Source organism: Chelatococcus daeguensis (assembly GCF_001887265.1).
Taxonomy (GTDB): domain Bacteria; phylum Pseudomonadota; class Alphaproteobacteria; order Rhizobiales; family Beijerinckiaceae; genus Chelatococcus_A; species Chelatococcus_A sambhunathii.
In genome coordinates this window covers 3318157-3341557 of the sequence record NZ_CP018095.1, presented here as the reverse complement: position 1 = coordinate 3341557, position 23401 = coordinate 3318157, and the positions used below count along the sequence as shown (strand labels likewise).

The following is a 23401-nucleotide window of genomic DNA, read 5'->3' as shown; positions in this document are numbered from 1 at the left end:
GCGTGCGGTAGCCTTGCCGCCTTATGCCGTCATTCGGCCGCGGGCGCGAGCCCCCCGTTGATCATCCTTCAGCGCGAGGCGGGCGGCGCGCTGGGCCGTCCACGGGTCGGCGAAGATGCGGCCGTTGAGCGGCGCGTAGGCCCGCGCCGTGGCGTGAAAGCGGAACCGCTCCCCCTCGCGCGCCAGGATGCCGGCCGCCTCGCCGCCCACCTCGATGATGTAGGCGTGGAACATGGCGTTCTCCCGGGGCGTGGTGCATGCGAGCGGCGGGACCGCAGCCCCTCTCCCAACGTTGCGCGGAGAGGGACGGTCCGGCTCGGCGAGGATCGCCCGGCCTCACCAGGCCGGCAGCACCGCGCCCTTGAAGCGCTCGGCGAGGAAGTCGGCCACCTCCTTGGACTGGTAGGCGGCGACCAGCTTGGCGACGAAGGGCTTGTCCTTGTCGGCGGCGCGCACGGCGACGAAATTGCCGTAAGGATTGTCGGTCCGGCTCTCCTGCACCAGCGCGTCGTCGGTGGGGTTCAAGCCGGCGCCGAGCGCGTAGTTGGTGTTGATGACCGCGCCGTCGAGGTCCGGCAGCTGCTTCGGCAGGAGGGCGGCGTCGGTCTCGACGAAGCTCACCTTCTTCGGGTTCTCGGCGATGTCGAGCGGCGTCGCCGTCAGGCCCGTGCCGTCCTTGAGCTTGATGAGGCCGTTGCCGGCGAGGAGGTGCAGCGCACGGCCGCCGTTGCTCGGATCGTTGGGGATGCCGATCTTGGCGCCCTCGGGCAGGGCCGCGAAGTCCTTGTGCTTTGCGGAATAGAAGCCGATCGGCTCGACGATAGTGTAGCCGACCGGCACGATCTTGTAGCCGCGGGCGGCGATCTGTGCATCTAGATAGGGCTTGTGCTGGAAGGCGTTGGCGTCGATGTCGCCGCGGTCGAGCGCCTCGTTGGGCAGCGTGTAGTCCGAGAAGGCGATGATCTCGATGGTCAGGCCGTCCTTGGCCGCGACCTTCCTGGCGACCTCCGCGATCTCCTCCTCGTCGCCGCCGATGACGCCGAGCTTGATGGTCTCGGCGGCGGCGAGGGCCGTGGAGCCAAGGAGGAGGCCGGCTGCGACGAGCGCCCCGAAGGCGCGGCGGTCGAGAGCGAAACGGATCATGATGTCCTCGTGCGTTGTCCGTGCCGGTCCCGCCAAGCCGGCGAGGCACCCGGAATGTCACGGATGAGCGGATCGGCTGAGAAGGCGCGATTCCGGCTGATGAAAGAAAGGTAGCTTCAGAAAACGGCCGCACCGGGCCGGCTGCGGAAGGGTCCGTCAGCCCATCATGGCGCGACAACACATTCGCCGGCGGGGCCGGGGTGTCGCTTCGTCATGGAACTTCGCCAGAGGCCTCATCGTCATCTCCGATCCTCGAGCCACGAAGACCGTTCGTGGCGCTTTAGCGTTTGGTGACGCGGCGCAAGCTGCATGGGTCAAATCACCGCGGTGCGGCCGCACGGGCAGCCGACACGGGGCGCACTATCGATCCGGCCAACCGGCCTGTCAATCGAAAAATTCCGCTAAACCGGACGATTCGTGCCTTTCTAAGAAACATACTACTCATCTCTGACGTAAAATTGTCCTATTCACATACAGTGCAAAGAATTGTACGATCGGGCAAATATCAGACTGGGATGTGGAATATCGTGCTCACGCCCGAACAGCTCTCGTTGCTCCGCCATGCGGTCATCATCCTCGGTGCCTGGCTCGTCTTCCTGCTGCTCGCCTATGGGGCGCCGCGGCCGGGCGGCGATGGTCCTGCCGCCATGCGCCTCGGCGCGGCGGGCGCGGCTCCGACGACCTCGCAGTGGGATAAATAACAAGTTAGATTTGTATTTTTAATCCAATTTTCGCGTGGTATTGTGTTTAAAGATCAAATTCACGCAAAAGAACGGTGAATTCGTGGGCGGCCTGCGCTACTTCCCGATCTCCTACGATGTCGGCGACCGGCTGGTCGTGATTGTCGGCGGTGGAGACGAGGCTTTTGCCAAGCTGCGGCTGCTCGGACGGTCGCAGGCGCGGCTGCGGCTCGTCGCGCCGGCACTGGAACAGGCCCTTGCGGCGTTCGTCGAAACGAACGGCATCGATCACCGCGCCCGCACTCTCGCTGCCGACGATCTCGCTGAGGCGGCGCTCGTCTTCATCGGCACGGGAGACGAGGGCGAGGATGCGCGCCTCGCCGCGCGTGCCCGCGCCGCCGGCGTGCCCGTCAATGTGGTCGACCGGCCGCACCTGTCGGATTTCGCCGTGCCGGCCATCGTCGACCGCGCTCCCGTGGCCGTCGCCATCTCAACGGACGGGCTCGCGCCGGTTCTCGCCCAGCGGATCCGCGCTGCCGTCGAAGCGATGCTGGCGCCGGAATTCGGCCGGCTGGGCGAGCTTGCCCGCGCGTTGCGCGCGGCCGTGACGGCGGCCATTCCCACCAACAGCGCGCGCCTCAGGTTCTGGAATCGCCTGTTCGACGGCCCGGCGGGGCGCCTCGCGCTCGCCGGCGATCTCGGTGCGGCGCGCCGGGCCGCGCTCAGCGCCCTGTCCGCCGGCGCTGCAGAAGACGGCGTCGTCTGGCTCATCGGCGCCGGCCCCGGTTCGTCCGATCTGCTGACCCTCCGGGCGCAGCGCTTGCTGCTCGAGGCCGACGTCATCGTCCATGACGGGCTCGTGCCGCAGGAGGTGGTCGACATGGGGCGGCGCGACGCCGAACGCATCGCTGTCGGAAAGGCCAAGGGGCGACATTCCGTTTCTCAGTCGGACATTGATGCTCTCATGGTGCGCCTCGCCCGACAGGGCAAGCGCGTGGCGCGCCTCAAGGCGGGCGATCCGCTCGTCTTCGGCCGGGCCGGCGAGGAGCTCGCCGCGCTCAGAGCCGCCGGCATCCGCGCCGAGGTGGTACCCGGCGTCACCGCCGCGCTCGCGGCCGCCGCCGATGCGCAGGTCTCGCTGACGCTGCGCGGCGTCGCCTCCTCGCTCACCTTCGCCACCGGCCACGGCGCCGAGGGCGGCGAGCCGGCCGGCTGGCCGGCCATCGCCGCTGCCGGCGGCACCGTCGCCGTCTACATGGGACGCACGGTGGCTGAGGAGACGCAGGCGCGCTTCATCGCCGCCGGCGTCGCGCCGGATACGCCGGTGGTCGCCGTGGAAAACGCCGGGCGGATGACGCGCCGGCTGTTCGCCGGCACGCTCGCCGACCTGCCGGCGCTCTCTGCGCGGGCCGATGTCGACGGTCCCGTTCTCATTCTCGTCGGCCCCACGCTCGCCCATAGCGAACTCAAGGGGGCCGAACCCATCGCCGAACCGATCCCCCGCAGGCAGCCGGCGCTCGCCGGCGCCGCCTGAAGGAGCGCCTGATGAAGAAGGATGCCAAGGGCGCCGGTCCCAAGGTCGTGACCGCCAATGCCCTCGACAGCGGCCTCGTGGTCTTCCGCACGGTGGACGGGCGCTGGTCCACCGACATCGCCGAAGCCGAGGTGGCCGAGACGAAGGAGGCAGCCGAGGCCCTGCTCGCCCAGGGCGAGGCGGACAGCGCCCGCAATCTCGTGGTCGACGTCTATCTCGTTGCCATGACCGAGAGCGACGACGGTCGGCTCGTGCCGGTGCTGCTGCGCGAGGCCATCCGCGCCGCGCGGCGCCCCACCATCGTCATGCCGGGCGAAGATCCGTCCGTCATCGCCGCCTGAACCTGCGCATCCGGAGACGACAGTCCCATGTACCGCTACGACGAATTCGACCGGCAGTTCGTGGCCGAGCGCGTGGAGGAATTCCGTGACCAGGTGGCGCGCCGCCTCTCGGGCGAGCTGACGGAAGACGAGTTCAAGCCGCTCCGGCTGATGAACGGCGTCTATCTGCAGTTGCACGCCTACATGCTGCGCATCGCCATTCCCTACGGCACGCTGAATTCCCGCAAGCTCCGGCGCCTCGCCCATATCGCGCGGCGCTACGACCGCGGCTTCGGCCATTTCACGACGCGCCAGAACCTGCAGTTCAACTGGATCAAGCTCGAGGAGGTGCCGGACATCCTCAAGGAGCTCGCGGAGGTCGAGATGCATGCCATCCAGACCTCGGGCAACTGCATCCGCAACGTCTCGGCGGACCATTTCGCCGGCGCGGCCGCGGACGAGATCGCCGATCCGCGCGTCTACGCCGAGATCCTCCGGCAGTGGTCGTCGCTGCACCCGGAGTTCACCTTCCTGCCGCGCAAGTTCAAGATCGCCGTCGTGGCGGCGGAGGCGGACCGCGCCGCCATCCAGGTGCACGACATCGGCCTGCAGGTGAAGCGGAACGAGGCCGGCGAGACCGGCTTTGCCGTCTGGGTCGGCGGTGGCCTCGGTCGCACGCCGATGATCGGCCGCAAGGTGCGCGACTTCCTGCCCGAGGCGGAACTGCTCAGCTATTGCGAGGCGATCCTGCGCGTCTACAACATGCACGGCCGGCGCGACAACAAGTACAAGGCGCGTCTCAAGATCCTCGTGCACGAGACGGGCGTCGACGAGATCGCGCGCGATATCGAGGCCGAATACGAGGACATCCGCGCCCGCGGCGCCCTGACGATGCCGCAGGAGGAGATCGCGCGCATCCGCGCCTATTTCGCGCCGCCGGCCTTCGCGGAGCTGCCCGCACGCTCCTCCGCCTTCGAGGCGGCCAAAGCCGACAGCCGCAGCTTCGCCCATTTCGTCGAGCGCAACGTGGCTCCGCACAGGGTGCCGGGCTACGGCATCGTCACCATTTCGCTGAAGGCCATCGGTGCCCCGCCCGGGGATGCGACGGCGGAGCAGATGGAACTGATCGCCGACCTCGCGGAGCGCTACAGCTTCGACGAGGTGCGCGTCAGCCACGAGCAGAACCTCGTGCTGCCGCACGTCAGGCTCGACGACATCCCGGCCGTCCACGCGGCGCTCGCCGAGGCCGACCTTGCGACGCCGAACGCCGGGCTCGTCACCGACATCATCGCCTGCCCCGGGCTCGACTACTGCTCGCTGGCGAACGCCCGCTCCATTCCCGTCGCGCAGCGCATCGCGGAGCGCTTCGCCGACATCGAGCGGCAGAAGGAGATTGGCGAGCTCAAGATCAAAATCTCCGGCTGCATCAACGCCTGCGGCCATCACCACGTCGGCCACATCGGCATCCTCGGCGTCGACCGCAAGGGCGAGGAGTTCTACCAGATCACGCTCGGCGGCTCGGGCGACGAGACCTGCTCGATCGGCGAGATCGTCGGCAAGGGGTTCTCGTCGGACGAGGTCGTCGGCGCGGTGGAAACCATCGTCGAGACCTATCTCAGGCTGCGCGAAGGGCCGCAGGAGACCTTCCTCTCCGCCTTCCGCAGGCTCGGCGAAGCGCCGTTCCGGGAGGCGCTCTATGCCGACGCTTGAGGAGTTGACGCCCGGCAGCGCCGCGCCTGCGCTCGCTGCACGGGCGAGCGAACTCGAGGCCGCTCATGGCGACCTCGGCGCGCTCGCCATCATGCGCCTCGCCATCCGCAAGCTCTTTCCCGGGAGCATCACGCTCGTGTCGAGTTTCGGCGCCGAATCGGCGGTACTGCTGCACATGGCCGCGACCATCGACCGCGACCTGCCAGTGACCTTCGTCGATACCGGCCGGCTGTTCCCGGAGACGCTCGCCTATCGCGACGAACTCGTCGATCTGCTCGGCCTCACCGATGTGCGCACCGTCGGGCCCGATGCTGCGGCGACGGAGCGGCTCGACCCCTATGGCGCCATGTTCGCCATCGACGCCGATGAGTGCTGCCGGCTGCGCAAGGTCGAGCCTCTGGCGCGCGCGATCGCGCCGTTCGAGGCCTGGATCACGGGCCGTAAGCGCTACCAGGCCGCGACGCGAACGGCGATGCCGGTTTTCGAGGCCGATGCGACGCATATCAAGGTCACGCCACTCGCCGCGTGGGGCATGGAGGAGGTGCGCGCCTATCTCCGCGCGCATGACCTGCCGGTCCATCCGCTCGTCAGCCGCGGCTATCCTTCGATCGGCTGCGCGCCCTGCACCACGCCGGTTGTGGCTGGCGAGGACCCGCGCGCCGGGCGCTGGCGCGGTTCGGCCAAGATCGAATGCGGCATCCACGTCTCCAGGGCGGGTGTCGAGAGGAGGAGCGCCTGATGGCTCTCTACAGGAACGGTTCCTTCGTCGCGGACGATCCCTGGCGCATCCTCGGCGCGGACGAGGCCTTGCCGGCCGAGGGGCCGGTGGCGCTGCCCAAGGCGCGCTTCATCGCCGAGCGTGACGGGCTCGCCGGGCGCAATGCGCCGCTCGGCGTCGTCATCGAGGCGGGGGAGGGGCTCGACGGGCTGGAGGACGACATCAACCGCCTGTCGCTCGTCGTCCTGACCTTCCCGAAGTACACCGACGGGCGCAACTATTCGACGGCGCGCATCCTGCGTGAGCGCTTCGGCTATCGCGGCGAATTGCGGGCCATCGGCAACGTGCTGCGCGACCAGCTACGCTTCATGCTGCGCTGTGGCTTCGATGCGCTCGAGATCACGCACGAGGGCACGATTGCGGCGCTTCGCGACGGCCGCATCAACCTCGTCTCCCTGCACTATCAGCCCGCGAGCCGCGACGAGGCTGCCCCGCCCACTGCCGGCGGGCATCCCTGGCGCCGCAGCTCCGCCGGCCGTCTCTGATTTCGCGAAGGACGCCAACGACCATGTATCGCTCCGACGCCGCCGCTCTCTCCATCCTCGAACCGGCCCGGGCCGAGGCGGCCCACGCCGGCCTCACGCCGCATCTTGCCCGCCTCGAGGCGGAGGCGATCCATATCATGCGGGAGGTGGCGGCCGAGTTCCGCAATCCGGTGATGCTCTATTCCATCGGCAAGGACTCGTCGGTGATGCTGCACATCGCCCGCAAAGCCTTCTTCCCGGGCAAGCCGCCATTTCCGCTCCTGCATGTGGACACGACGTGGAAGTTCCGCGAGATGATCGCCTTCCGCGACCAGACGGCGCGTGAGCTCGGCTGGGAGCTTATCGTCCACATCAATCCGGAGGGCAAGGCGCGTGGTATCGACCCGTTCCGCTCCGGCTCGTCCCTGCACACCCAGGTCATGAAGACGGAAAGCCTGAAGCAGGCGCTCGATAAGTATGGCTTCGACGCCGCCTTCGGCGGGGCGCGCCGCGACGAGGAGAAGAGCCGCGCCAAGGAGCGCATCTTCTCCCACCGCAACGCGCAGCACGGCTGGGAGCCGCGCAGCCAGCGGCCGGAGCTGTGGAACCTCTTCAACACCCGCATCAACCCGGGCGAGTCGATGCGCGTCTTTCCCCTGTCCAACTGGACCGAGCGGGACGTGTGGCACTACATCCTCGCCGAGAAAATCCCCGTCGTGCCGCTCTATTTCGCCAAGGAGCGGCCGGTGGTCGAGCGCGACGGCGCACTCATCATGGTCGACGACGAGCGCATGCCGCTCAACCCTGGCGAAAAGCCCCAAATGCGGAAGGTCCGGTTCCGCACGCTCGGCTGCTATCCGCTCACCGGTGCCGTCGAATCCGATGCCGAGACGCTGGAGGCCATCGTCGACGAGCTGATGGCGTCGCGCGCCTCGGAACGGCAGGGCCGGGTCATCGACCGGGACGACAAGGCCTCCATGGAGCGCAAGAAGCGCGAGGGGTATTTCTGATGAACGCCGTCGCAACGCTCGCCCGCCCCGCCCCCTTGCCGGCTGCGCCCGCGCGCGGCCTCCTGCGTTTCCTTACCTGCGGTTCGGTGGACGACGGCAAGTCGACGCTGATCGGCCGTCTGCTCCACGAAACGGGCGCCATCTTCGAGGACCAGTTCGCGGCGCTCGAGAAGGACTCGCGCCGCCACGGCACGACGGGCGGCGACATCGACTTCGCCCTGCTCGTCGATGGACTCGAGGCCGAGCGCGAGCAGGGCATCACCATCGATGTCGCCTATCGTTATTTCTCGACGCCGCGCCGCTCCTTCATTGTCGCCGATACGCCCGGCCACGAACAGTACACCCGCAACATGGCAACCGGCGCCTCGAACGCCGAGCTTGCCATCATCCTCATCGATGCGCGCAAGGGCGTCCTGACGCAGACGAAGCGCCACAGCGTCATCGCGGCGCTCACCGGCATCCGGCACGTCATCCTCGCCGTCAACAAGATCGACCTTGTCGGTTTCGACGAGAAGCGCTTCGACGCCATCGTCGCCGACTACGCGGCCTTCGCCGGCAAGCTCGGCTTTGCGTCCATCGTGCCGATCCCGGTCTCGGCACGCTTCGGCGACAATTTCGCCGCGCCGAGCGCCAACACCCCCTGGTACAACGGGCCGACGCTTGTCGGCCACCTCGAGGAGGTGGAGGTCGAGGCGGCGCGCACGGACGGGCCGCTGCGCTTTCCCGTGCAGTGGGTCAACCGACCCAATCTCGACTTCCGCGGCTTCTCGGGCACGCTCGCCGGCGGCGTCGTGCGCGTCGGCGACGAGGTGGTGGCCTCCTCCTCCGGCAAAACGAGCCGCGTGACGCGCATTGTCACGTTCGACGGCGACCGGGAGACGGCCCGTGCCGGCGATGCCGTGACGCTGGTGCTCGCCGATGAGATCGACGCCCCGCGCGGCGAGGTGCTGGCCGACCCGAAGGCGCGGCCGGCGGTCGCCTCCCGCCTCGCCGCCCGGCTCGTGTGGATGAGCGAGGACACGCTCGCGCCGGGCCGGTCCTATCTCATGAGGCTCGGGACGCGCACCGTGCCGGCCACCGTCCGGACGATCCGCAGCGCCATCGATGTCGAGACCTTCGACGCGCGCGAGGCGGGCAGTCTCGCCCTCAACGGCATCGGTGTCGTCGAGATCGACACCGTGGCTCCGGTGGTTTTCGACCCCTATGACGAGAACCGCGCCACGGGCGCCTTCATCCTCATCGACCGCTTCACCAATGCGACGGTCGCGGCGGGCATGGCGGTCGAGGCCCTCGGGGCGACGAACGTGCACCGCCATGGCTTCGATGTGGATCGGGCGGCGCGCGCGGGGCTCAAGCACCAGCGCTCGCTCGCCGTCTGGTTCACCGGCCTGCCGGGCTCCGGCAAGTCGACCATCGCCAATCTGGTGGAGCGCAAGCTGCACGCCCTCGGTCGCCATACGACGGTGCTCGACGGTGACGACCTGCGCCAGGGGCTCAACGCCGATCTTGGTTTCGACCTTGCGAGCCGCGCCGAGAACGTGCGACGGGCCGGCGAGGTGGCGCGGCTGATGCTGGATGCGGGCCTCGTCGTTCTCTGCGCCTTCGTCTCGCCCGTGCGGGCGGATCGGGAGCGGCTGCGCGAGCGCTTCGCGCCGGGCGAGTTCGTCGAGGTCTTCGTCGACACGCCGGCGGAGGTCTGCGCCGCGCGCGATCCCAAGGGGCTGTATGCGAAGGCGCAGGACGGAAAGATCGCGACGTTCACTGGCGTCGGCCAGGGCTACGAGCCACCGCTATCGCCGGACCTCGTGCTCGACGCGGCCGCGGCCGATGCCGAGGCACTCGCCGAGCGGGTCGTCGCCTTCATCGAGCCGCGTATCTCGGGCGCGAGCCTGACGGCGGAGGATTCGGCGGCGCTGTGAGCGTCGCCGGCCCGCGGAAACGGCCTCACGCCGTCTGGCGCGCGACCGGCTTCTTCTCCTCATCCGGCCGGTCGGGCTCGGGCTGCGGAGCTGCCATGATCGCGTCGGCCAGCTGGTCGATGCGCTGCAGCAGCGAGGCATCATCGTCCACTTCAGCCGGCAGCTTGCGAATGTCGCGTTGCAGGCGGTTGAGTTCCCGCTGCAGGCGGGCCCGGTCGGCGCGGGCCTGCTGCAACGCCCCTTCGAGCGACAGTTTCTCGGCGCGCATCAGTTCGACCTCCTCTTCCAAGGCGCGGACAGTCGACCGCCCCCTCTCGTCAGCCGCTGCCGCCTCGGCCCGGAGCTTAGCGATGAGATCGTGCGCATGGGCCAGATCCGCATCGCGCTCGGCGACGACGTTCTCGCGCCGCGAGGCGGCGGCCGATGCCTCGGTCAGGCGCGCGGCATAATCGACCTCGCTCGCCTCCAGCACCTCGATGCGTGTCGCCTGCTCGCGGCGCATCTCGTCGAGCGAGCGGATGCGGGCCGACAGCACCTCCTCATGCGTGCGTGCGCTCTCGAGCAGTTGGTCGCGCTCGGCAAGGCCGGCCTGCGCGGCGGCGAGATCGGCCCGCGTGGCGGCGAGTGTTTGCTCGAGATCGGCGATACGATCGCTATGGTTGGCGAGCTGTGTTTCGAGGCCCGCCACGGCGATGCGTTTCGTATCGATGTCGATCAGCGCATCCTTGTGGGCCGCATCGAGCGCGCGGTAGGCCTCGTCGCGGGCGCCGAGCCTGTCGGTCGTCTCCTTGAGAGCCGCCTCGAGCCGCGCCGCTTCCTCGCGCGTCGCCTCCAGCGTGGCGAGGGTTTCCGCGAGGCGGCTTTCGAGATCGGCGATGGTGGCGGCGAGGGTCGCGCCTTCATCCTCGAGCTGCTTCAGTTCCGCCGTTCGCCGGCCGATGTCCGCGAGCGCCGACGCATGCCGGTTCCGCGCCCGTTCGAGCTGTTGCTCGAGACGGCGCAGCGCCACGGCGAACTCGGCCCGCAGGTGGTCCTTCTCGGCCGTCAGCTCCGCGATCGACAGGGGAAACTGTGCTTCGAGTCGCCGGCGGATCAGGCGCTCGGCCCGGCGGTTTACGGCGGGAAGCACGACGACCGCCAGGAGCGTGGCCGCGAGGAACCCGAGCGCGAAGATCATCAGCGCTTCGATCACGGCCCCGCTTCCCCTTCACGCCCGTTGCGACCGGCCCGCCCCGAGGCCGGCTTTTCCTGAAAATGGCACGCCTCTGCCGCTCTTTCCAGTCAGGCCTCCGTCGAGCGAACCGCTGCGGCTGGACGCTCAGAAGGGATTCCACGTCGCTTCGGGCGTGAACTTCAGGTAGCCGAGGTTGAGGCCGAGGCGGGCGCCGACGCCGGTGCGGATCGGGACAATGGTGATGCCGTTGGCATTCAATGCCGTCATGCCGAAGCCGGCGACCAGATAGGCCGAGCCGTTGACGCCGGCAAAGCGCTGGAACAGCGCGTTCACCGTCGGCAGATTGTAGACGAGCATCATGGTGCGCGCGCCGTCTCCGCCGAAGTCGAAGCCCACCGAGGGGCCCTGCCAGAACACGCGCTGATCGCCGGCATTGCGGGTGTAGAGCACGCCCTCGCCGTAGCGCAGGCCGCCGACGAAGGCGCCCGACGCCTCCTGGCCGACGATGTAGCCATTGGGCTCGCCCCAGCGGCGTACGGCTTCCTCGATCGTCAGCGCGAGCCCGCGCGAGACGTTGCCGAAGGCCTTGTGGCCCGATTGGACGAGTTCCTGGGGCGAGAACGTGTCCTGCCGTGCCGGCGCGCCCTGGGCGAGTGCGACACCGGGCGCCACGAGAAGGAGTGCCGCGACGATCGTCATGGCGGCACGCCAGGCCGCTTTCCAGCTGGCTCGCATCAGCAATACTCCATTCACTTAAGCCCGCCCGCTTCCCATCATGGCGCACAAATCGTTAACGAGATTGCTAAACGGAGGCGAAAGGCCGTTCGTTTCCCGCAAGGATCGCTCCGGCAGCCCTTCTGCGAGGTATTGTGGCAGCGAATCGCGAACGATACGCTCTGCGCCAAAAATGTCGGTGCGAAGGCAGCGCGCTCAGGGCCTGCGGCCTGCTGCGGCGATCGGTGCGGCGTCGCGGGCAAGTGCCGGGTCGCCCCAGGCGATGAAAGGGCCGTTGGCGAAGCCGCCCGTCGTGTTGCCGTAGGTAAGGCGCACGCCGTCCGGCGTCGTCACGAGGCCACCTGCCGCGCTGACGAGCGCATCGCCCGCGGCGACGTCCCACTGCATGGTACGTCCGAAGCGGGGGTAGACGTCCGCCTCGCCCGCGGCGATGAGACAGAACTTGAGGGCCGAGGAAGCGCTGCGCCGCTCGCGCGGGGCAAGGGCGGCGAGGAAACGGTCCGTTTCCGGATCGCCGTGGCGGGCGCTGGCCAGCGCCGTCAACCCCTCGCGCGAGGCTGGCCGGGTGCGGATAGGGCGCAGATTATGTCGCGCTGGCGGTGGGCCGCCGGCAGGCGCGGTTGTCGCGTAGGCTGCTGCGCCGCCAATCCAGAAACGGCCGTCCGCGGGCGTATGGATGACGCCGGCGATCGGGCGGCCCGCGACGACGGCAGCGATGTTAACCGTGAATTCCGATCCGCCGGCCACGAAATCGCGCGTGCCGTCGAGCGGATCGACGAGGAAGAAGGCCTGCCCCTCGCCCAGAGGCGCCGCAGCATCGGCGCTCTCCTCCGAGATCACGCTCACGTGCGGGAAGGCGCGGGCAAGCGCGCCCGAGATGAAGGTCTCCGCTGCGATGTCGGCGTCCGAGCAGGGGCTGCCGTCGTCCTTGGTGCGGGTGGCGAAACCCTGGGCACGGCTTTCGAGGATCCGCGCGCCGGCACCGTGGGCAATGGCGGCGAGGGTCAAGGCGAGGGCGTCGGCGTCGGCAGGGAAGGACGGCATCAGAGGCGCTGGGTCATGGCGAACAGGGGCGGTTGTGCGCAAAATGGCAACGAATTGCAAGCTGCGCACGGGGCGCTCTTCTAGGTCTTGTCGGGGCTTCCGGCCCCGCGCGAAGCAGTGTATCACCGAAAATCGTTCGCGCCCCGTTCCGGGGTGCATCCACCTCGCGTTAGCCCCTTTCGCGGAGCCGCCATGACCGCCGCCGTTACGCTCGATGCGCTCGATCTCGCCGCTCTCCTGTGCAGCCGCGTGTGCCACGACGTCATCAGCCCGGTGGGCGCCATCGTCAACGGGCTTGAAGTGCTCGAGGACGAGAACGATGCGGCGATGCAGGAATTCGCGCTCGACCTCATCAAGAAGAGCGCCCGGCAAGCCTCGGCCCGGTTGCAGTTCGCGCGCCTTGCCTTCGGCGCGGCCGGCTCCGCCGGAGCCTCGATCGATCTCGGCGACGCGGAGAACGTCGCCAAGGGCTTCATCCAGGACGACAAGGTCGCGCTCATCTGGAACGTGCCGCGCCTGCTCCTGCCGAAGAACAAGGTCAAGCTGCTGCTCAACCTCATTCTCCTCGCCACCAACGCGATCCCGCGCGGCGGCTCTATCACGGTCGACGCCGAGGTGGACGGCGACGATGCGCGCTTCACCATCGCCGCCAAGGGCGTGAGTGCGCGCATTCCGACCCATGCGGAGCAGTTGCTCGCGGGCAAGGCGGAAGGCGGCAGCGTCGATGCGCATGCGATCCAGCCGTTCTACACCGGGCTCGTGGCGCGGGCGGCGGGCATGGACGCGCGCTTCTCGCTTGTGGACGACACCGTGCTGATCAAGGCCGGCCCGGCTGGTGACTGAGCACCTGCGCGTCATCCGTGCAGGATGGCGCGGGATTTCAACCTAACTTAAACTCTTAGCCCTGACACTGCCCCTCGGATCGCAGAGGCGTGGGCGGCCGCCATTGGCCGCGCGCGCGCTTTTCGGGTGTGCGTCATGGATGAACTGCTGCGCGAGTTCCTGACGGAGACGAGCGAGTATCTCGACACCGTCGACATGGAACTCGTGCGCTTCGAGCGCAACCCAAACGACAGCGCCATCCTCCGCAACATCTTCCGCCTCGTTCACACCATCAAAGGCACCTGCGGCTTCCTGGGCCTGCCGCGGCTCGAGGCGCTCGCCCACGCCGCAGAAACGCTGATGGGGCGCTTCCGCGACGGCGAGCAGGCGGTCACGAGCCGCGATGTCACGCTGATCCTGGCGACGATCGACCGGATCAAGCACATCATCACCGAGCTCGAGCGCACCTCGGTCGAGCCGCCGGGTCGCGACGACGACCTCATCCTTCCCCTCGAGCGCTCCAGCGGCGGTCCCGGGCGGCGCGGCATCGATCCTGCCATCCTCGTCGCCTTCGACGAGCCGGATGTGCAGCCCCCCGGTGAGGGGAGCTCCGCGCCGTCGCAGCAGGGCGCGGTCGCCGCCGAAAGCGCGGATGCCGCGGGCGGCCGGCAGCAGACCATCCGCGTGGCGGTGAACACGCTCGAGCATTTGATGACCATGGTCTCGGAACTCGTCCTGACGCGCAATCAACTGCTCGATATCGCCCGCCGGCATGAGGACAACACCTTCAATGTGCCGCTGCAGCGCCTGTCGCACGTAACGGCGGAGCTGCAGGAAAGCGTCATGAAGACCCGCATGCAGCCCATCGGTACGGCCTGGCAGAAGATGCCGCGGCTCGTGCGCGACCTCTCGGCCGAGCTCGGCAAGCCGATCGATCTCGTCATGCGCGGCGCCGACACCGAGCTCGACCGTCAGGTGCTCGACATCATCAAGGATCCGCTGACGCACATGGTGCGCAACGCTGCGGACCACGGGCTCGAGAGTCCTGCCGAGCGGCGGGCGCTGGGCAAGCCGGAGCGCGGCACCATTCGCCTCGACGCCTATCACGAAGGCGGAACCATCACGATCGAGATCGCCGACGACGGACGCGGCCTCGACCTTCCAGCCATCAAGGCCAAGGCGATCGCCCGTGGGCTCGCGCCGGCTGCCGAGGTGGAGCGCATGAGCGAGGCGCAGGCCGCCAAGTTCATCTTCCATCCCGGCTTCTCGACGGCCGAAGCGGTGACTGCGGTGTCGGGGCGTGGCGTCGGCATGGATGTCGTCAAGACCAACATCGAACTCATCGGCGGCGTCATCGACATTCATTCCGAGCCCGGACGCGGCACGATCTTCACTGTGAAGATCCCGCTCACACTGGCCATCATCGCGGCGCTCATCGTCAGCGTCGGCGACCAGCGCTTTGCCATTCCCCAGATGGCTGTGCTCGAGCTGGTGCGCGTGCGGCCCGGTGCCGAGCAACGAGTCGAGACGGTCAACGGCGCGCCCGTGCTCAGGTTGCGCGAGCGGCTATTGCCGGTGATGTCCCTTGCGCGCCTCCTCGGCCGCGCCGGTACGAAAGAGGATGACGATGGCTTCATCGTCGTCATCCAGGTCGGGCGGCAGCGCTTCGGGCTGCTCGTCGAAGGCGTCTTCCATACCGAGGAGATCGTGGTCAAGCCGATGTCGCGCAAGCTACGGCATCTGCAGGTGTTCTCCGGCAACACCATCCTGGGTGACGGGGCCGTGGTCCTCATCATCGATCCCAACGGCGTGTCGCGCATGCTCGGCGCGCAGGGGGGCGATGCGGCGGCCTTTGCCGATGCCCTGGCGGACATGGAGGAGACGCGGGAGGAGGAGGTCGAGGCCACGGCGCTGCTCGTCTTCCGCGCCGGCGGGCCCGGGCAGAAAGCGGTGCAACTCTCCCTCGTCACGCGGCTCGAAGAGATCGATGCGACGAGGATCGAGTGGATCGGCGACCGCCCCTTCGTTCAGTACCGTGGCCGCCTAATGCCACTCGTTACAGCCAGCGAGCGGCTGGTGATCCGCAAGGAGGGGATGCAGCCGATCCTCGTCTTCTCCGATGCCGAGCGGGCCATGGGGCTGATCGTCGACGAGATCGTCGACATCGTGGACGAGCGGCTTGCCATCGATCCGGTACCGCAGCGTCCGGACCTCGTCGGTTCGGCCGTGGTGCGTGGGCAGGCGACGGAACTCCTCAATATCGCACATTTCCTGCCGCTCGCGCACGAAGACTGGCTGCGCCGGGCGGCGCTGCCCAATGCCCCGGTGCGCACCGTTCTGCTCGTCGACGATTCCGACTTCTTCCGCGGCATGCTGGCCCCGGTTCTCAAGGCGGCCGGCTATCGCCTGGTGCTTGCCAGCAGCGTCGACGAGGCGCTCGAGGTGCTTGCCTCGCAACGTGTCATCGATGTGGTGGTGAGCGACATAGAAATGCCCGGAAAAACGGGCTTCGATCTCATCGAGAGCATGCGGATCGACCAGCGCACGCGGCATCTGCCGGTGATCGCTCTGTCGTCCTATATCAGCCCGGCCATCGTCGAGCGGGCGAGGCGCTACAGCGGGGTGGAATTCGTGGCGAAGTTCGACCGCGGCGGCCTGCTTGCGGCGCTGGCGGCGACCGTCGATGGTTATGGAGCGGCGGCATGAGCGCGATCGATCCCGCCATCAGCGCCAGCGCCGTCGACGATGGCATCCAGTATGTCACGGTGACGGTTGGCGAGCAGCTATTCGGCATTCCGATCGACCGGGTGCGCGATGTGTTCGTCGTCGGTGGGCTGACGCCCGTCCCGCTCGCGCCGCCCGAGATCCGGGGGCTCGTGAACCTCAGGGGCCGCGTCGTCACAGCCGTGTGCATGCGCCGCCGCTTGGGTCTGCCGGCACGTGAGGAGGGGGCGGGGGGGACCGTGATGGCCGTCGGCCTGGAACAGGGCGATGAGAGCTTTGGCCTGATCGTCGACGGGGTGGGTGAGGTGTTGCGCGTGCCGGCCGAGACGCGCGAGCCCAGACCGCCCCATCTCGGCGGCCGCTGGGCATCCCTGGCGTCGCACATCCACAGGCTGGACGACCGCCTACTCGTCGTGCTCGATGTGGATGCGGTGCTTGCCTTCGATGGGGAGGGAGGGGCCAGTTGATCTTTGTCCCCTATGCCGCCCTGGCCGAATATGATCGAGCGTTGACTGGGAGTCTCGCAGCATGAAGCATTGTCTTGTCGTCGACGACTCGGCGGTCATTCGCAAGGTGGCGCGCCGCATCCTCGAGGCGCTCGCCTTCGAGGTGAGTGAGGCCGAAGATGGGGCCCAGGCCCTCGCCCGATGCCAGCAGGCCATGCCCGAGGCCGTGCTGCTCGACTGGAACATGCCCGTGATGGACGGCTACGAGTTCCTCAAGGCGTTGCGCCAGTTGCCCGGTGGTGATCGTCCGAAGGTCATCTTTTGCACTACAGAGAACGACGTCGCCCATATCGCCAAGGCCCTGCAAGCCGGTGCCGACGAATACATCATGAAGCCCTTCGACAAGGACATCGTGGAAGCGAAGTTTCAGGAAGTCGGGCTGGTCTAAGGCGCTGCGCAAGGGCGGCAGGGCCGGCTGTGGCCGATCCGCGCCAGAGGCATCGGCGGGGGCGGTATCGTGATACGGGTCATGGTCGTCGACGATTCGGCCGTTGCGCGCGCCCTTGCGCTGCGCTGGCTGAGCGAGGAGCCGGGCATCGACGTGGTGGCCGAGGCCGAGACCGGCCGCGTCGCGCTGGCCCTTGTCGCGCGCGCCGACCCTGACGTCATCGTGCTCGACCTCGACATGCCGGACATGGACGGTTTGACCGCCCTGCCTGAGCTGCTCGCGGCGAGGCCCGGCGTCGCCGTTCTCGTTGTCTCGACGCTCACGCGACGCAATGCGGAGATCTCGCTGCACTGCTTGGCGCGCGGCGCGGCGGATTACGTGCAGAAGCCCTCTTCGCGTGGGGATGCGGAGGCGCTTGTTGCCTTTCGCAACGAACTCGTCGAGAAGATCCGGGCGATCGCAGGGCGTGGGGCGAATCCGGATGCCGCTGCCGGGCCTCCGCGCCTTGCCGCGTCCCGTTCCGTTGCCACGAGGCCGGCTTGTCTTGTTGTGGGCGCCTCGACCGGCGGCCCGCGGGCGATGATGCGCCTGATCGGCCAGTTGCCGGCATCTGTCCTCGCGCGCCTGCCGGTTGTCGTGGTGCAGCACATGCCGCCGATTTTCACGGCTGTTTTTGCAGAGCACCTCGCCGCCATCGCAGGCTGCGAGGTGCGCGAAGCGCGCGACGGCGAGGCTGTGCGGCCAGGCGTGATCCATGTCGCGCCCGGCGGGCTGCACACGGGGCTCGTCCGGCGGGGAGCCGACGTTCTCCTTCACGTCCATGATGGCCCGCCGACCAACGTCTGCCGGCCGTCCGTCAATGTCCTGTTCGAGGCGGCGGCCGCCGTCTACGGTGGCGCGGCGCTCGCCATCGTGCTCACGGGCATGGGCCGGGACGGGCTTGTCGGGGCGCGCAGCCTCGCGGCCGCCGGCGCGCCCATCGTGGTGCAGGACGAGGTTACCAGCATTGTCTGGGGTATGCCGGGTGCGATCGCGCGCGAAGGGCTGGCGCACGCCATTCTGCCGCTCGACCGCATCGCGCCGGCGATTTGCGGTTTCATGGAGGGGGGCGCCGATGACTGACGCCGATTTCGATTACCTGTGCACATTCATCCGCGCCCGCTCGGGCCTCGCGCTGACGCCCGAAAAACGCTATCTCCTCGAAAGCCGCCTGCAGCCGCTCGGTCGCACGCGGGGCTTCGAGACGCTGGAGGCGCTGGTGAGGGCGCTGCGGGCCGGCGGCGATGCGGACCTCGAGCGGGCCGTCGTCGAGGCGATGACGACCAACGAGACCTTCTTCTTCCGCGACAAGACGCCCTTCGACACGTTGCGCAACGACGTCCTGCCCCGGCTTCTGGAGGCGCGGGCCAGCACACGGATGCTGCGCATCTGGTGCGCCGCGGCCTCCACCGGACAGGAGCCCTATTCGCTCGCCATGATGCTCGATCAGATGGGCGAACGGCTCGCCGGCTGGCGCATCGAGATCCTGGCGACGGACCTTTCCACCCAAGCGCTTGAGCGAGCCCGCGCCGGGCTCTACAGCCAGTTCGAGGTGCAGCGCGGCCTGCCCGTCCAGCTCCTGCTGCGCTATTTCACGCAAGCGGGCGATCAATGGCAGATCGCGCCAGAGTTGCGTGGGCGCATCACCTTCCGGCCGTTCAACCTGATGCGTGACTTCGCGCCACTGGGCACGTTCGACGTCGTGTTCTGCCGCAACGTCTTGCTGTATTTCGACATGGCGATGAAGGCGGACATCCTGGCGCGGATCGGGCGGCAGATTGCGCCGGACGGCTGCCTGTTCCTCGGCGCGGCCGAGACGGTGATCGGCCTCGGCGAGGAGGTGGAGATGCATCCCACCCTGCGCGGCGTCTACGTGCCGCGGCGGCGCGGCGCGACCCGGGCCGCGTGAACGGGGCAGCCGGCAGGGGCCATCGTCGCTGCCGGCCTCCATGGTGAGAGGTGGACAAGAAAAAAGCCCCGCGATGCGGGGCTTTCTGTCGTGGCGCCTCTTGCCGGTTGGGAGGCGGCCTCAGGCGGAGATGCGCTCCTCGATCTCGCCGGGCTCGCGCAGCACATAGCCGCGGCCCCAGACGGTCTCGATGTAGTTCTTGCCGCTCGAGGCATTGGCGAGCTTCTTGCGCAGCTTGCAGATGAAGACGTCGATGATCTTGAGCTCCGGCTCGTCCATGCCGCCGTAGAGATGGTTGAGGAACATCTCCTTGGTCAGCGTGGTGCCCTTGCGCAGGGAGAGGAGCTCCAGCATCTGGTACTCCTTGCCGGTGAGATGCACGCGGTTGCCTGCCACCTCCACCGTCTTGGTGTCCAGGTTCACCACGAGGTCGCCGGTCGTGATGACCGACTGGGCGTGGCCCTTGGAGCGGCGCACGATGGCGTGGATGCGCGCGACGAGTTCATCCTTGTGGAAGGGCTTGGTCAGGTAGTCGTCGGCGCCGAAGCCGAGACCCTTGACCTTGTCCTCGATACCCGCAAGGCCGGACAGGATCAGGATCGGCGTCTTGACCTTGGCGACACGCAGGCTCCGCAGCACTTCGTAGCCGGACATGTCCGGCAGGTTGAGGTCGAGGAGAATGATGTCGTAGTCGTAGAGCTTGCCGAGATCCACGCCCTCCTCGCCGAGATCGGTCGTGTAGACGTTGAAATTCTCGGACTTGAGCATGAGCTCGATGCTTTGCGCGGTGGCGCTGTCGTCTTCGATGAGCAATACGCGCATGTCAGGTCCCCAACCTCGCCCCGAGGCCCGCGCTGGCGGTGTCCCGGCTTTCCGACGCTGCCCGCGTTACGCCGCGGTGCTGGCGTCCGATCTTCCCACTCGTTCCGACTCGCGACGCTACGCCCAAATGGTTAACAAAAACTGATTCCCTCTTGCAAGAACCTCTCGTCGAAACATGTGAAAGTCGACGTAAAAGATTGAATCGCAGTCGGTTTCCAGTCTCTACACAGTTAACGCAACGCATGAGGAAATCGGCGCAAGTGATTCATGTGACTCGCTTGCTCCGACACGGCAGGCCGCGCTGCCGGCAGAGCCGACGTAGCCGCAGTCTTAACGACCTCGGTAAATGAAAGGTTGACGGGCCCATCCTCGCCACAGGAGGGGGTCCATCCTCGCCCCCCGTTGGATAACTCGCGCACTTGCGGACGCTCCCGCAGGGGTTCTCCGGGTTGCGCTGTTGCAGGAATGTCGCAACGGCGATGTCATCGCCGTCGCCACGGCGGCGAATGCCGGAGAGTAAGGAAGAACTAACCTCCGTCGGCGATGGTTCGACAGGTCAGCGGCCTTTTTGCGGCGGCTGTGCCCCCGTCTTTGGCGGCTTGTCGAGGAGTAGTACAAGCGATGAAGTCGCGGAACACGCTTATTCGCCTGAAGCGCTTCCATGTGGAGGAGAAGCGCCGCAGGGTCCACCAGATCGAGACCATGTCGGCCGAGTTCACGCGCATGGCCGACGAACTGGCACGCGAGATTGCAGCCGAGGAAGCGCGGGCCGGCATCACCGATCCGGCTCATTTCGCCTATCCGACCTATGCGAAGGCGGCGGCGCAGCGGCGCGACAACCTGGTGCGCTCGGCCGAGGAACTGCGTGGTCAGCTCGACGACGCCCGGGCCGAACTCGACGAGGCTCTGGAGGAACTGCGCAAGGTCGAACTGCTCGACGATCGCGAGGCGGTTCGCGATTCCAACCGCGAGATCGTCGCCCACGCCTGAACGCGCCGGCGGTTCAGCGCGGCGGCGCGATCAGCGGAACGTGTGGCGCAGCCTCTGGCGGCAGCAGGCCGGCGAGACGCGGGTCTTCCATGACCTCGACGGCCCGCTTGTAGGGACGAAACCCCATCCGGACATAAAAGGGCAGGGCGCCGGGGTGGTCGAGATGGCAGGTGTGCACCATCAGCCGTCGGATCGGCCGAGACCACGCCCGGGCGAGGGCAAGCTGCATCAGCGCTTGCCCGGCGCCGCGGCCCACGGCTGCTTCCACGAGCCCGAAATAGACGATCTCGGCCTCGTCGCCGCCACGGAAGTCGAGCTCCAGCAGGCCGGCGTCCTCGCCGGCGAGCACGACGGCATAGGCCTCGACGTCCGGATCGGCGAGGATCCGTGCCACCTCCGGGATCGGCATTGCTAGGCGGCTGACCCACAGCCACGGTCCGCCGACGGTCCTGAACAGACCAAGATAATGCTCGACATCCGGTGCATCGAGCCTCAGCAGGGACAAATCGACGCTGCCCATCCTGCCGACCGCCGGCGGCGCGGTCATCTCGAGGTAGGTGACGACCGTGGCGAGCTTGCCGGCGGGAATGTCGGTATAGCCGTCGCAAAGCATGGCCGGCGCTTCTCCTGATCCTGATCGGGCCCTTTTGCCGCAGCCCCTGGAGTCAGTGGCGGGAGCCTGCCCCAGCCCTTGCACGACAAGGTGCCCTGGCGTCAAGAAAGCCTTGCGGGCGCGCCCCCGGTCGGGCACAGATGCCGGCAGGGATTGGCGAAGAGTGCACCCCGCGGTGCATCCGGGACTGCACTGCGGAAGCATTTGGCAGCAGGGGCGAAGCTCAAGGATCGATGAAGAAGAAGCTCGAGTATGTCTGGCCGGTCATCGGCCTTGCTGCGGTCGTCTTTTCCGTCTGGCTCCTTTACCGGGAGCTGAAGGACATTTCTGCCAGCGAGGTGCTCGACAGCATCGCCGCCATCCAGCCGAAGCAGTGGCTGCTCGCCGGCCTGTCCACTATCATCGCCTATGGTGCGCTGGCCTGGTACGACCGCATAGCGCTCCTGCATCTTGGCAAGAAGCTATCCTGGGCTGTCATCTCGCTCGTCTCCTTCACGACTTACGCGCTGTCGCACAACATCGGCGCCTCGGTGCTGTCAGGCGCCATGGTGCGCCTCAGGGCCTATGGCACCATGGGGCTCAGCCTCGCCGAGGTCGGTGTACTCGTCGCTCTGTGCTCCTTCACCTTCGGTCTCGGCAGTGTCCTGCTCGGCGGGCTCGTGCTCGTCGGTGAGCCGGAGATCGTCAACCGGCTCGTCGAGGACGCGCCCATATGGTTGTCGCGGCTCGCTGGCATAGCCATGCTCGCCTTCGTTGCGCTCTACGTGCTCGGGTCGTGGCGTGAGTTCAAGCCGCTGAAGATCGGCAATTTCGCCATCTACTATCCGCGGCTCAACATCACGCTGCGCCAGCTGTTCGCGGCTCCGCTCGAGCTGCTCGGCGCCGCCGGCATCATCTATTTTGCGCTGCCGGAAGCCGGCAACCCGGGCTATTTCGTCGTCCTCGGCGTCTTCCTCGCCTCCTTTTCGGCGGCGCTCATCTCGCACGCACCCGGCGGCCTCGGGGTGCTCGAATTCGTCTTCCTCAAGGCGATGCCGGACATGGATCCGGCGGACGTGCTCGCGGCGCTGCTCGTCTTCCGGCTGTTCTACCTGCTGATCCCGCTCGCCTTCTCGATCGTCGTCGTGGTGCTGTTCGAGCGCTCGCGCATCGCCCGCACGCTCAAGGAGCGGGTCACGGCGAAGGTCGGCACCGGCAAGGCCGGCGCGTCGCGTTCGGGAGACGGCGCGTCCTGATGCCGGCGCTGCACACGCGCCTGCGCCGGCTCGCCTTCGGTCTCGGTACCGTCACCGGTCTTGCGCGCCGCGGCTATTTCATCCCCGACCGGCACGCCCGCGAGGCACGCTCCGCACCCTATGCCGCGCTCGAACCTTTGTTCGCGGCCGCCGAGCCGGCGATGGAGGCGACGCTCGCGGCGATCGACGCGGTGGCGGCGGAGCTTTCCGCCATTCCGGCCGAGGGAGCGGGGCTGCGGTGGCGGCAGATGTGGTTTCCCCGGCTCGACGCGGCGGCGGCCTATGCCATCGTGCGCCGCGAGAAGCCGACGCGCATCGTCGAGATCGGCTCCGGCCATTCCACCCGCTTCATGGCCCGTGCCGTCGCGGACGGCGGCCTCGCGACCGCGATCACCTGCATCGATCCGGCGCCGCGCGCCGACATCACAGCCCTTACCGTGACGCACCGGCCGGTCGTGGTCGAGGATGTGGAGAGCGACGATTTTCCGCCATTGGCGGCGGGCGACGTCCTGTTCATCGATTCGAGCCACATCGCCATGCCGGGCAACGACGTCGACCGGCTGTTCCTCGACATCCTGCCGGGGCTGCCGGCCGGCGTCCTCGTGCATGTGCACGACATCTTCCTGCCCGACGCCTATCCGCAGGCGTGGGGCTGGCGCGGCTACAACGAGCAGATGCTCGTCGCAGCCCTGTTACAGGGCGGCGGCTATGACATCGTCTTCACGAGCCACTACGCCGCAACCCGCCTCGAAGGGGCGGTTGCGGCGAGCGCCGCAGGCATGCTGCCGCTGGTGGACGGTGCCTTCGAGACGAGCCTGTGGCTGCGCAAGCGCTGAGGAATC

At 67.9% G+C, this 23401-nt stretch carries 24 protein-coding genes; 17 read left to right on the top strand and 7 right to left on the bottom strand.

Features of this window, described 5'->3' with window-relative positions:
* Window positions 1–21: 21 nt before the first annotated feature.
* Together BOQ54_RS15865 and BOQ54_RS15860 are read right to left on the bottom strand one after the other, a co-directional pair.
* Window positions 22–234, bottom strand: a complete 213-nt coding sequence (locus BOQ54_RS15865; RefSeq protein WP_055460229.1) for a hypothetical protein — start codon at window positions 232–234, stop codon at window positions 22–24.
* 102 nt (window positions 235–336) lie between these two features.
* Window positions 337–1143, bottom strand: coding sequence for a MetQ/NlpA family ABC transporter substrate-binding protein (locus BOQ54_RS15860; protein WP_055460230.1), 807 nt, complete (start codon window positions 1141–1143; stop codon window positions 337–339).
* Between the two features lie 527 nt (window positions 1144–1670).
* On the opposite strand from BOQ54_RS15860, the gene BOQ54_RS20085 reads away from it, so the two are divergent.
* The 8 genes from BOQ54_RS20085 to cysN all read left to right on the top strand — a co-directional run bounded on the left by BOQ54_RS20085 (window position 1671) and on the right by cysN (window position 9558).
* The gene (locus BOQ54_RS20085) at window positions 1671–1844 is read left to right on the top strand and encodes a hypothetical protein (RefSeq protein ID WP_157672579.1); all 174 of its coding nucleotides are present in this window, start codon (window positions 1671–1673) and stop codon (window positions 1842–1844) included.
* An 82-nt stretch (window positions 1845–1926) separates the two neighbouring features.
* Window positions 1927–3357, top strand: a complete 1431-nt coding sequence (gene cysG / locus BOQ54_RS15850) for a siroheme synthase CysG (protein ID WP_071924264.1) — start codon at window positions 1927–1929, stop codon at window positions 3355–3357.
* 11 nt (window positions 3358–3368) lie between these two features.
* Window positions 3369–3698 carry a DUF2849 domain-containing protein gene (locus BOQ54_RS15845; RefSeq protein WP_055460233.1) on the top strand — a complete coding sequence of 110 codons (330 nt, stop codon included), beginning with the start codon at window positions 3369–3371 and terminating at the stop codon, window positions 3696–3698.
* Between the two features lie 27 nt (window positions 3699–3725).
* On the top strand, window positions 3726–5387 hold the full coding sequence (locus tag BOQ54_RS15840) for a nitrite/sulfite reductase (protein WP_071924263.1): 1662 nt from the start codon (window positions 3726–3728) through the stop codon (window positions 5385–5387).
* Window positions 5374–6126 carry a phosphoadenylyl-sulfate reductase gene (locus BOQ54_RS15835; protein WP_055460235.1) on the top strand — a complete coding sequence of 251 codons (753 nt, stop codon included), beginning with the start codon at window positions 5374–5376 and terminating at the stop codon, window positions 6124–6126. Before BOQ54_RS15840 ends, BOQ54_RS15835 begins: the two co-directional genes overlap by 14 nt.
* Window positions 6126–6650 (top strand): DUF934 domain-containing protein, encoded by a 525-nt coding sequence (locus BOQ54_RS15830; protein WP_055460236.1) that lies wholly within the window; start codon window positions 6126–6128, stop codon window positions 6648–6650. The genes BOQ54_RS15835 and BOQ54_RS15830 overlap by 1 nt, the downstream gene beginning before the upstream one ends.
* A gap of 23 nt (window positions 6651–6673) precedes the next feature.
* On the top strand, window positions 6674–7639 hold the full coding sequence (gene cysD, locus BOQ54_RS15825; RefSeq protein ID WP_245280582.1) for a sulfate adenylyltransferase subunit CysD: 966 nt from the start codon (window positions 6674–6676) through the stop codon (window positions 7637–7639).
* Window positions 7639–9558: a sulfate adenylyltransferase subunit CysN gene (gene cysN, locus BOQ54_RS15820; protein WP_071924262.1), complete on the top strand. Its 1920-nt coding sequence runs from the start codon at window positions 7639–7641 to the stop codon at window positions 9556–9558. Before cysD ends, cysN begins: the two co-directional genes overlap by 1 nt.
* Before the next feature lie 25 nt (window positions 9559–9583).
* On the opposite strand, the gene BOQ54_RS15815 is transcribed toward cysN, so the two are convergent.
* The 3 genes from BOQ54_RS15815 to BOQ54_RS15805 all read right to left on the bottom strand — a co-directional run bounded on the left by BOQ54_RS15815 (window position 9584) and on the right by BOQ54_RS15805 (window position 12511).
* On the bottom strand, window positions 9584–10750 hold the full coding sequence (locus BOQ54_RS15815) for a hypothetical protein (protein ID WP_055460238.1): 1167 nt from the start codon (window positions 10748–10750) through the stop codon (window positions 9584–9586).
* A 126-nt stretch (window positions 10751–10876) separates the two neighbouring features.
* Window positions 10877–11467 carry a DUF1134 domain-containing protein gene (locus BOQ54_RS15810; RefSeq protein ID WP_082464864.1) on the bottom strand — a complete coding sequence of 197 codons (591 nt, stop codon included), beginning with the start codon at window positions 11465–11467 and terminating at the stop codon, window positions 10877–10879.
* A 195-nt stretch (window positions 11468–11662) separates the two neighbouring features.
* Complete coding sequence (locus BOQ54_RS15805) at window positions 11663–12511, bottom strand: 3'(2'),5'-bisphosphate nucleotidase CysQ family protein (protein WP_071924261.1); 849 nt, start codon at window positions 12509–12511, stop codon at window positions 11663–11665.
* Window positions 12512–12703: 192 nt separating this feature from the next.
* On the opposite strand from BOQ54_RS15805, the gene chpT reads away from it, so the two are divergent.
* From chpT to BOQ54_RS15775, 6 genes are all read left to right on the top strand, one after another.
* Entirely contained in the window at window positions 12704–13354 is a 651-nt protein-coding gene (gene chpT, locus BOQ54_RS15800; protein ID WP_063185443.1) for a histidine phosphotransferase ChpT, read from the top strand.
* A 135-nt stretch (window positions 13355–13489) separates the two neighbouring features.
* The gene (locus BOQ54_RS15795; RefSeq protein WP_071924260.1) at window positions 13490–16039 is read left to right on the top strand and encodes a hybrid sensor histidine kinase/response regulator; all 2550 of its coding nucleotides are present in this window, start codon (window positions 13490–13492) and stop codon (window positions 16037–16039) included.
* Window positions 16036–16524: a chemotaxis protein CheW gene (locus BOQ54_RS15790; protein ID WP_055460242.1), complete on the top strand. Its 489-nt coding sequence runs from the start codon at window positions 16036–16038 to the stop codon at window positions 16522–16524. Before BOQ54_RS15795 ends, BOQ54_RS15790 begins: the two co-directional genes overlap by 4 nt.
* Window positions 16525–16585: 61 nt before the next feature.
* A complete protein-coding gene (locus BOQ54_RS15785) occupies window positions 16586–16951 on the top strand; it encodes a response regulator (RefSeq protein ID WP_055460243.1) in 366 nt (121 codons plus the stop codon).
* An 81-nt stretch (window positions 16952–17032) separates the two neighbouring features.
* Window positions 17033–18073 (top strand): chemotaxis-specific protein-glutamate methyltransferase CheB, encoded by a 1041-nt coding sequence (cheB, locus tag BOQ54_RS15780; protein WP_071924259.1) that lies wholly within the window; start codon window positions 17033–17035, stop codon window positions 18071–18073.
* Window positions 18066–18899, top strand: coding sequence for a CheR family methyltransferase (locus tag BOQ54_RS15775; protein ID WP_055460245.1), 834 nt, complete (start codon window positions 18066–18068; stop codon window positions 18897–18899). The genes cheB and BOQ54_RS15775 overlap by 8 nt, the downstream gene beginning before the upstream one ends.
* A gap of 120 nt (window positions 18900–19019) precedes the next feature.
* Here BOQ54_RS15775 and ctrA read toward each other — a convergent pair whose 3' ends face one another.
* On the bottom strand, window positions 19020–19721 hold the full coding sequence (gene ctrA, locus BOQ54_RS15770; protein ID WP_019401585.1) for a response regulator transcription factor CtrA: 702 nt from the start codon (window positions 19719–19721) through the stop codon (window positions 19020–19022).
* 621 nt (window positions 19722–20342) lie between these two features.
* Between ctrA and BOQ54_RS15765 the strand changes: the two genes are divergently transcribed.
* Window positions 20343–20711 carry a flagellar export protein FliJ gene (locus BOQ54_RS15765; RefSeq protein WP_055460246.1) on the top strand — a complete coding sequence of 123 codons (369 nt, stop codon included), beginning with the start codon at window positions 20343–20345 and terminating at the stop codon, window positions 20709–20711.
* A gap of 13 nt (window positions 20712–20724) precedes the next feature.
* On the opposite strand, the gene BOQ54_RS15760 is transcribed toward BOQ54_RS15765, so the two are convergent.
* Complete coding sequence (locus BOQ54_RS15760) at window positions 20725–21324, bottom strand: GNAT family N-acetyltransferase (protein WP_071924258.1); 600 nt, start codon at window positions 21322–21324, stop codon at window positions 20725–20727.
* Between the two features lie 233 nt (window positions 21325–21557).
* Here BOQ54_RS15760 and BOQ54_RS15755 point away from each other — a divergent pair, with 233 nt between their 5' ends.
* A complete protein-coding gene (locus BOQ54_RS15755) occupies window positions 21558–22559 on the top strand; it encodes a lysylphosphatidylglycerol synthase domain-containing protein (protein ID WP_055460248.1) in 1002 nt (333 codons plus the stop codon).
* Window positions 22559–23395 carry a class I SAM-dependent methyltransferase gene (locus BOQ54_RS15750; RefSeq protein ID WP_071924257.1) on the top strand — a complete coding sequence of 279 codons (837 nt, stop codon included), beginning with the start codon at window positions 22559–22561 and terminating at the stop codon, window positions 23393–23395. The genes BOQ54_RS15755 and BOQ54_RS15750 overlap by 1 nt, the downstream gene beginning before the upstream one ends.
* Window positions 23396–23401: the final 6 nt, after the last annotated feature.

Coding starts and splice junctions, on each gene's coding strand:
- BOQ54_RS15865 (WP_055460229.1), bottom strand. CDS start 234: ATGTTCCACGCCTACATCATCGAGGTGGGCGGCGAGGCGGCCGGCATC.
- BOQ54_RS15860 (WP_055460230.1), bottom strand. CDS start 1,143: ATGATCCGTTTCGCTCTCGACCGCCGCGCCTTCGGGGCGCTCGTCGCA.
- BOQ54_RS15845 (WP_055460233.1), top strand. CDS start 3,369: ATGAAGAAGGATGCCAAGGGCGCCGGTCCCAAGGTCGTGACCGCCAAT.
- BOQ54_RS15840 (WP_071924263.1), top strand. CDS start 3,726: ATGTACCGCTACGACGAATTCGACCGGCAGTTCGTGGCCGAGCGCGTG.
- BOQ54_RS15835 (WP_055460235.1), top strand. CDS start 5,374: ATGCCGACGCTTGAGGAGTTGACGCCCGGCAGCGCCGCGCCTGCGCTC.
- BOQ54_RS15830 (WP_055460236.1), top strand. CDS start 6,126: ATGGCTCTCTACAGGAACGGTTCCTTCGTCGCGGACGATCCCTGGCGC.
- cysD (WP_245280582.1), top strand. CDS start 6,674: ATGTATCGCTCCGACGCCGCCGCTCTCTCCATCCTCGAACCGGCCCGG.
- cysN (WP_071924262.1), top strand. CDS start 7,639: ATGAACGCCGTCGCAACGCTCGCCCGCCCCGCCCCCTTGCCGGCTGCG.
- BOQ54_RS15810 (WP_082464864.1), bottom strand. CDS start 11,467: ATGCGAGCCAGCTGGAAAGCGGCCTGGCGTGCCGCCATGACGATCGTC.
- BOQ54_RS15805 (WP_071924261.1), bottom strand. CDS start 12,511: ATGCCGTCCTTCCCTGCCGACGCCGACGCCCTCGCCTTGACCCTCGCC.
- chpT (WP_063185443.1), top strand. CDS start 12,704: ATGACCGCCGCCGTTACGCTCGATGCGCTCGATCTCGCCGCTCTCCTG.
- BOQ54_RS15795 (WP_071924260.1), top strand. CDS start 13,490: ATGGATGAACTGCTGCGCGAGTTCCTGACGGAGACGAGCGAGTATCTC.
- BOQ54_RS15790 (WP_055460242.1), top strand. CDS start 16,036: ATGAGCGCGATCGATCCCGCCATCAGCGCCAGCGCCGTCGACGATGGC.
- BOQ54_RS15785 (WP_055460243.1), top strand. CDS start 16,586: ATGAAGCATTGTCTTGTCGTCGACGACTCGGCGGTCATTCGCAAGGTG.
- cheB (WP_071924259.1), top strand. CDS start 17,033: ATGGTCGTCGACGATTCGGCCGTTGCGCGCGCCCTTGCGCTGCGCTGG.
- BOQ54_RS15775 (WP_055460245.1), top strand. CDS start 18,066: ATGACTGACGCCGATTTCGATTACCTGTGCACATTCATCCGCGCCCGC.
- ctrA (WP_019401585.1), bottom strand. CDS start 19,721: ATGCGCGTATTGCTCATCGAAGACGACAGCGCCACCGCGCAAAGCATC.
- BOQ54_RS15765 (WP_055460246.1), top strand. CDS start 20,343: ATGAAGTCGCGGAACACGCTTATTCGCCTGAAGCGCTTCCATGTGGAG.
- BOQ54_RS15760 (WP_071924258.1), bottom strand. CDS start 21,324: ATGCTTTGCGACGGCTATACCGACATTCCCGCCGGCAAGCTCGCCACG.
- BOQ54_RS15755 (WP_055460248.1), top strand. CDS start 21,558: ATGAAGAAGAAGCTCGAGTATGTCTGGCCGGTCATCGGCCTTGCTGCG.
- BOQ54_RS15750 (WP_071924257.1), top strand. CDS start 22,559: ATGCCGGCGCTGCACACGCGCCTGCGCCGGCTCGCCTTCGGTCTCGGT.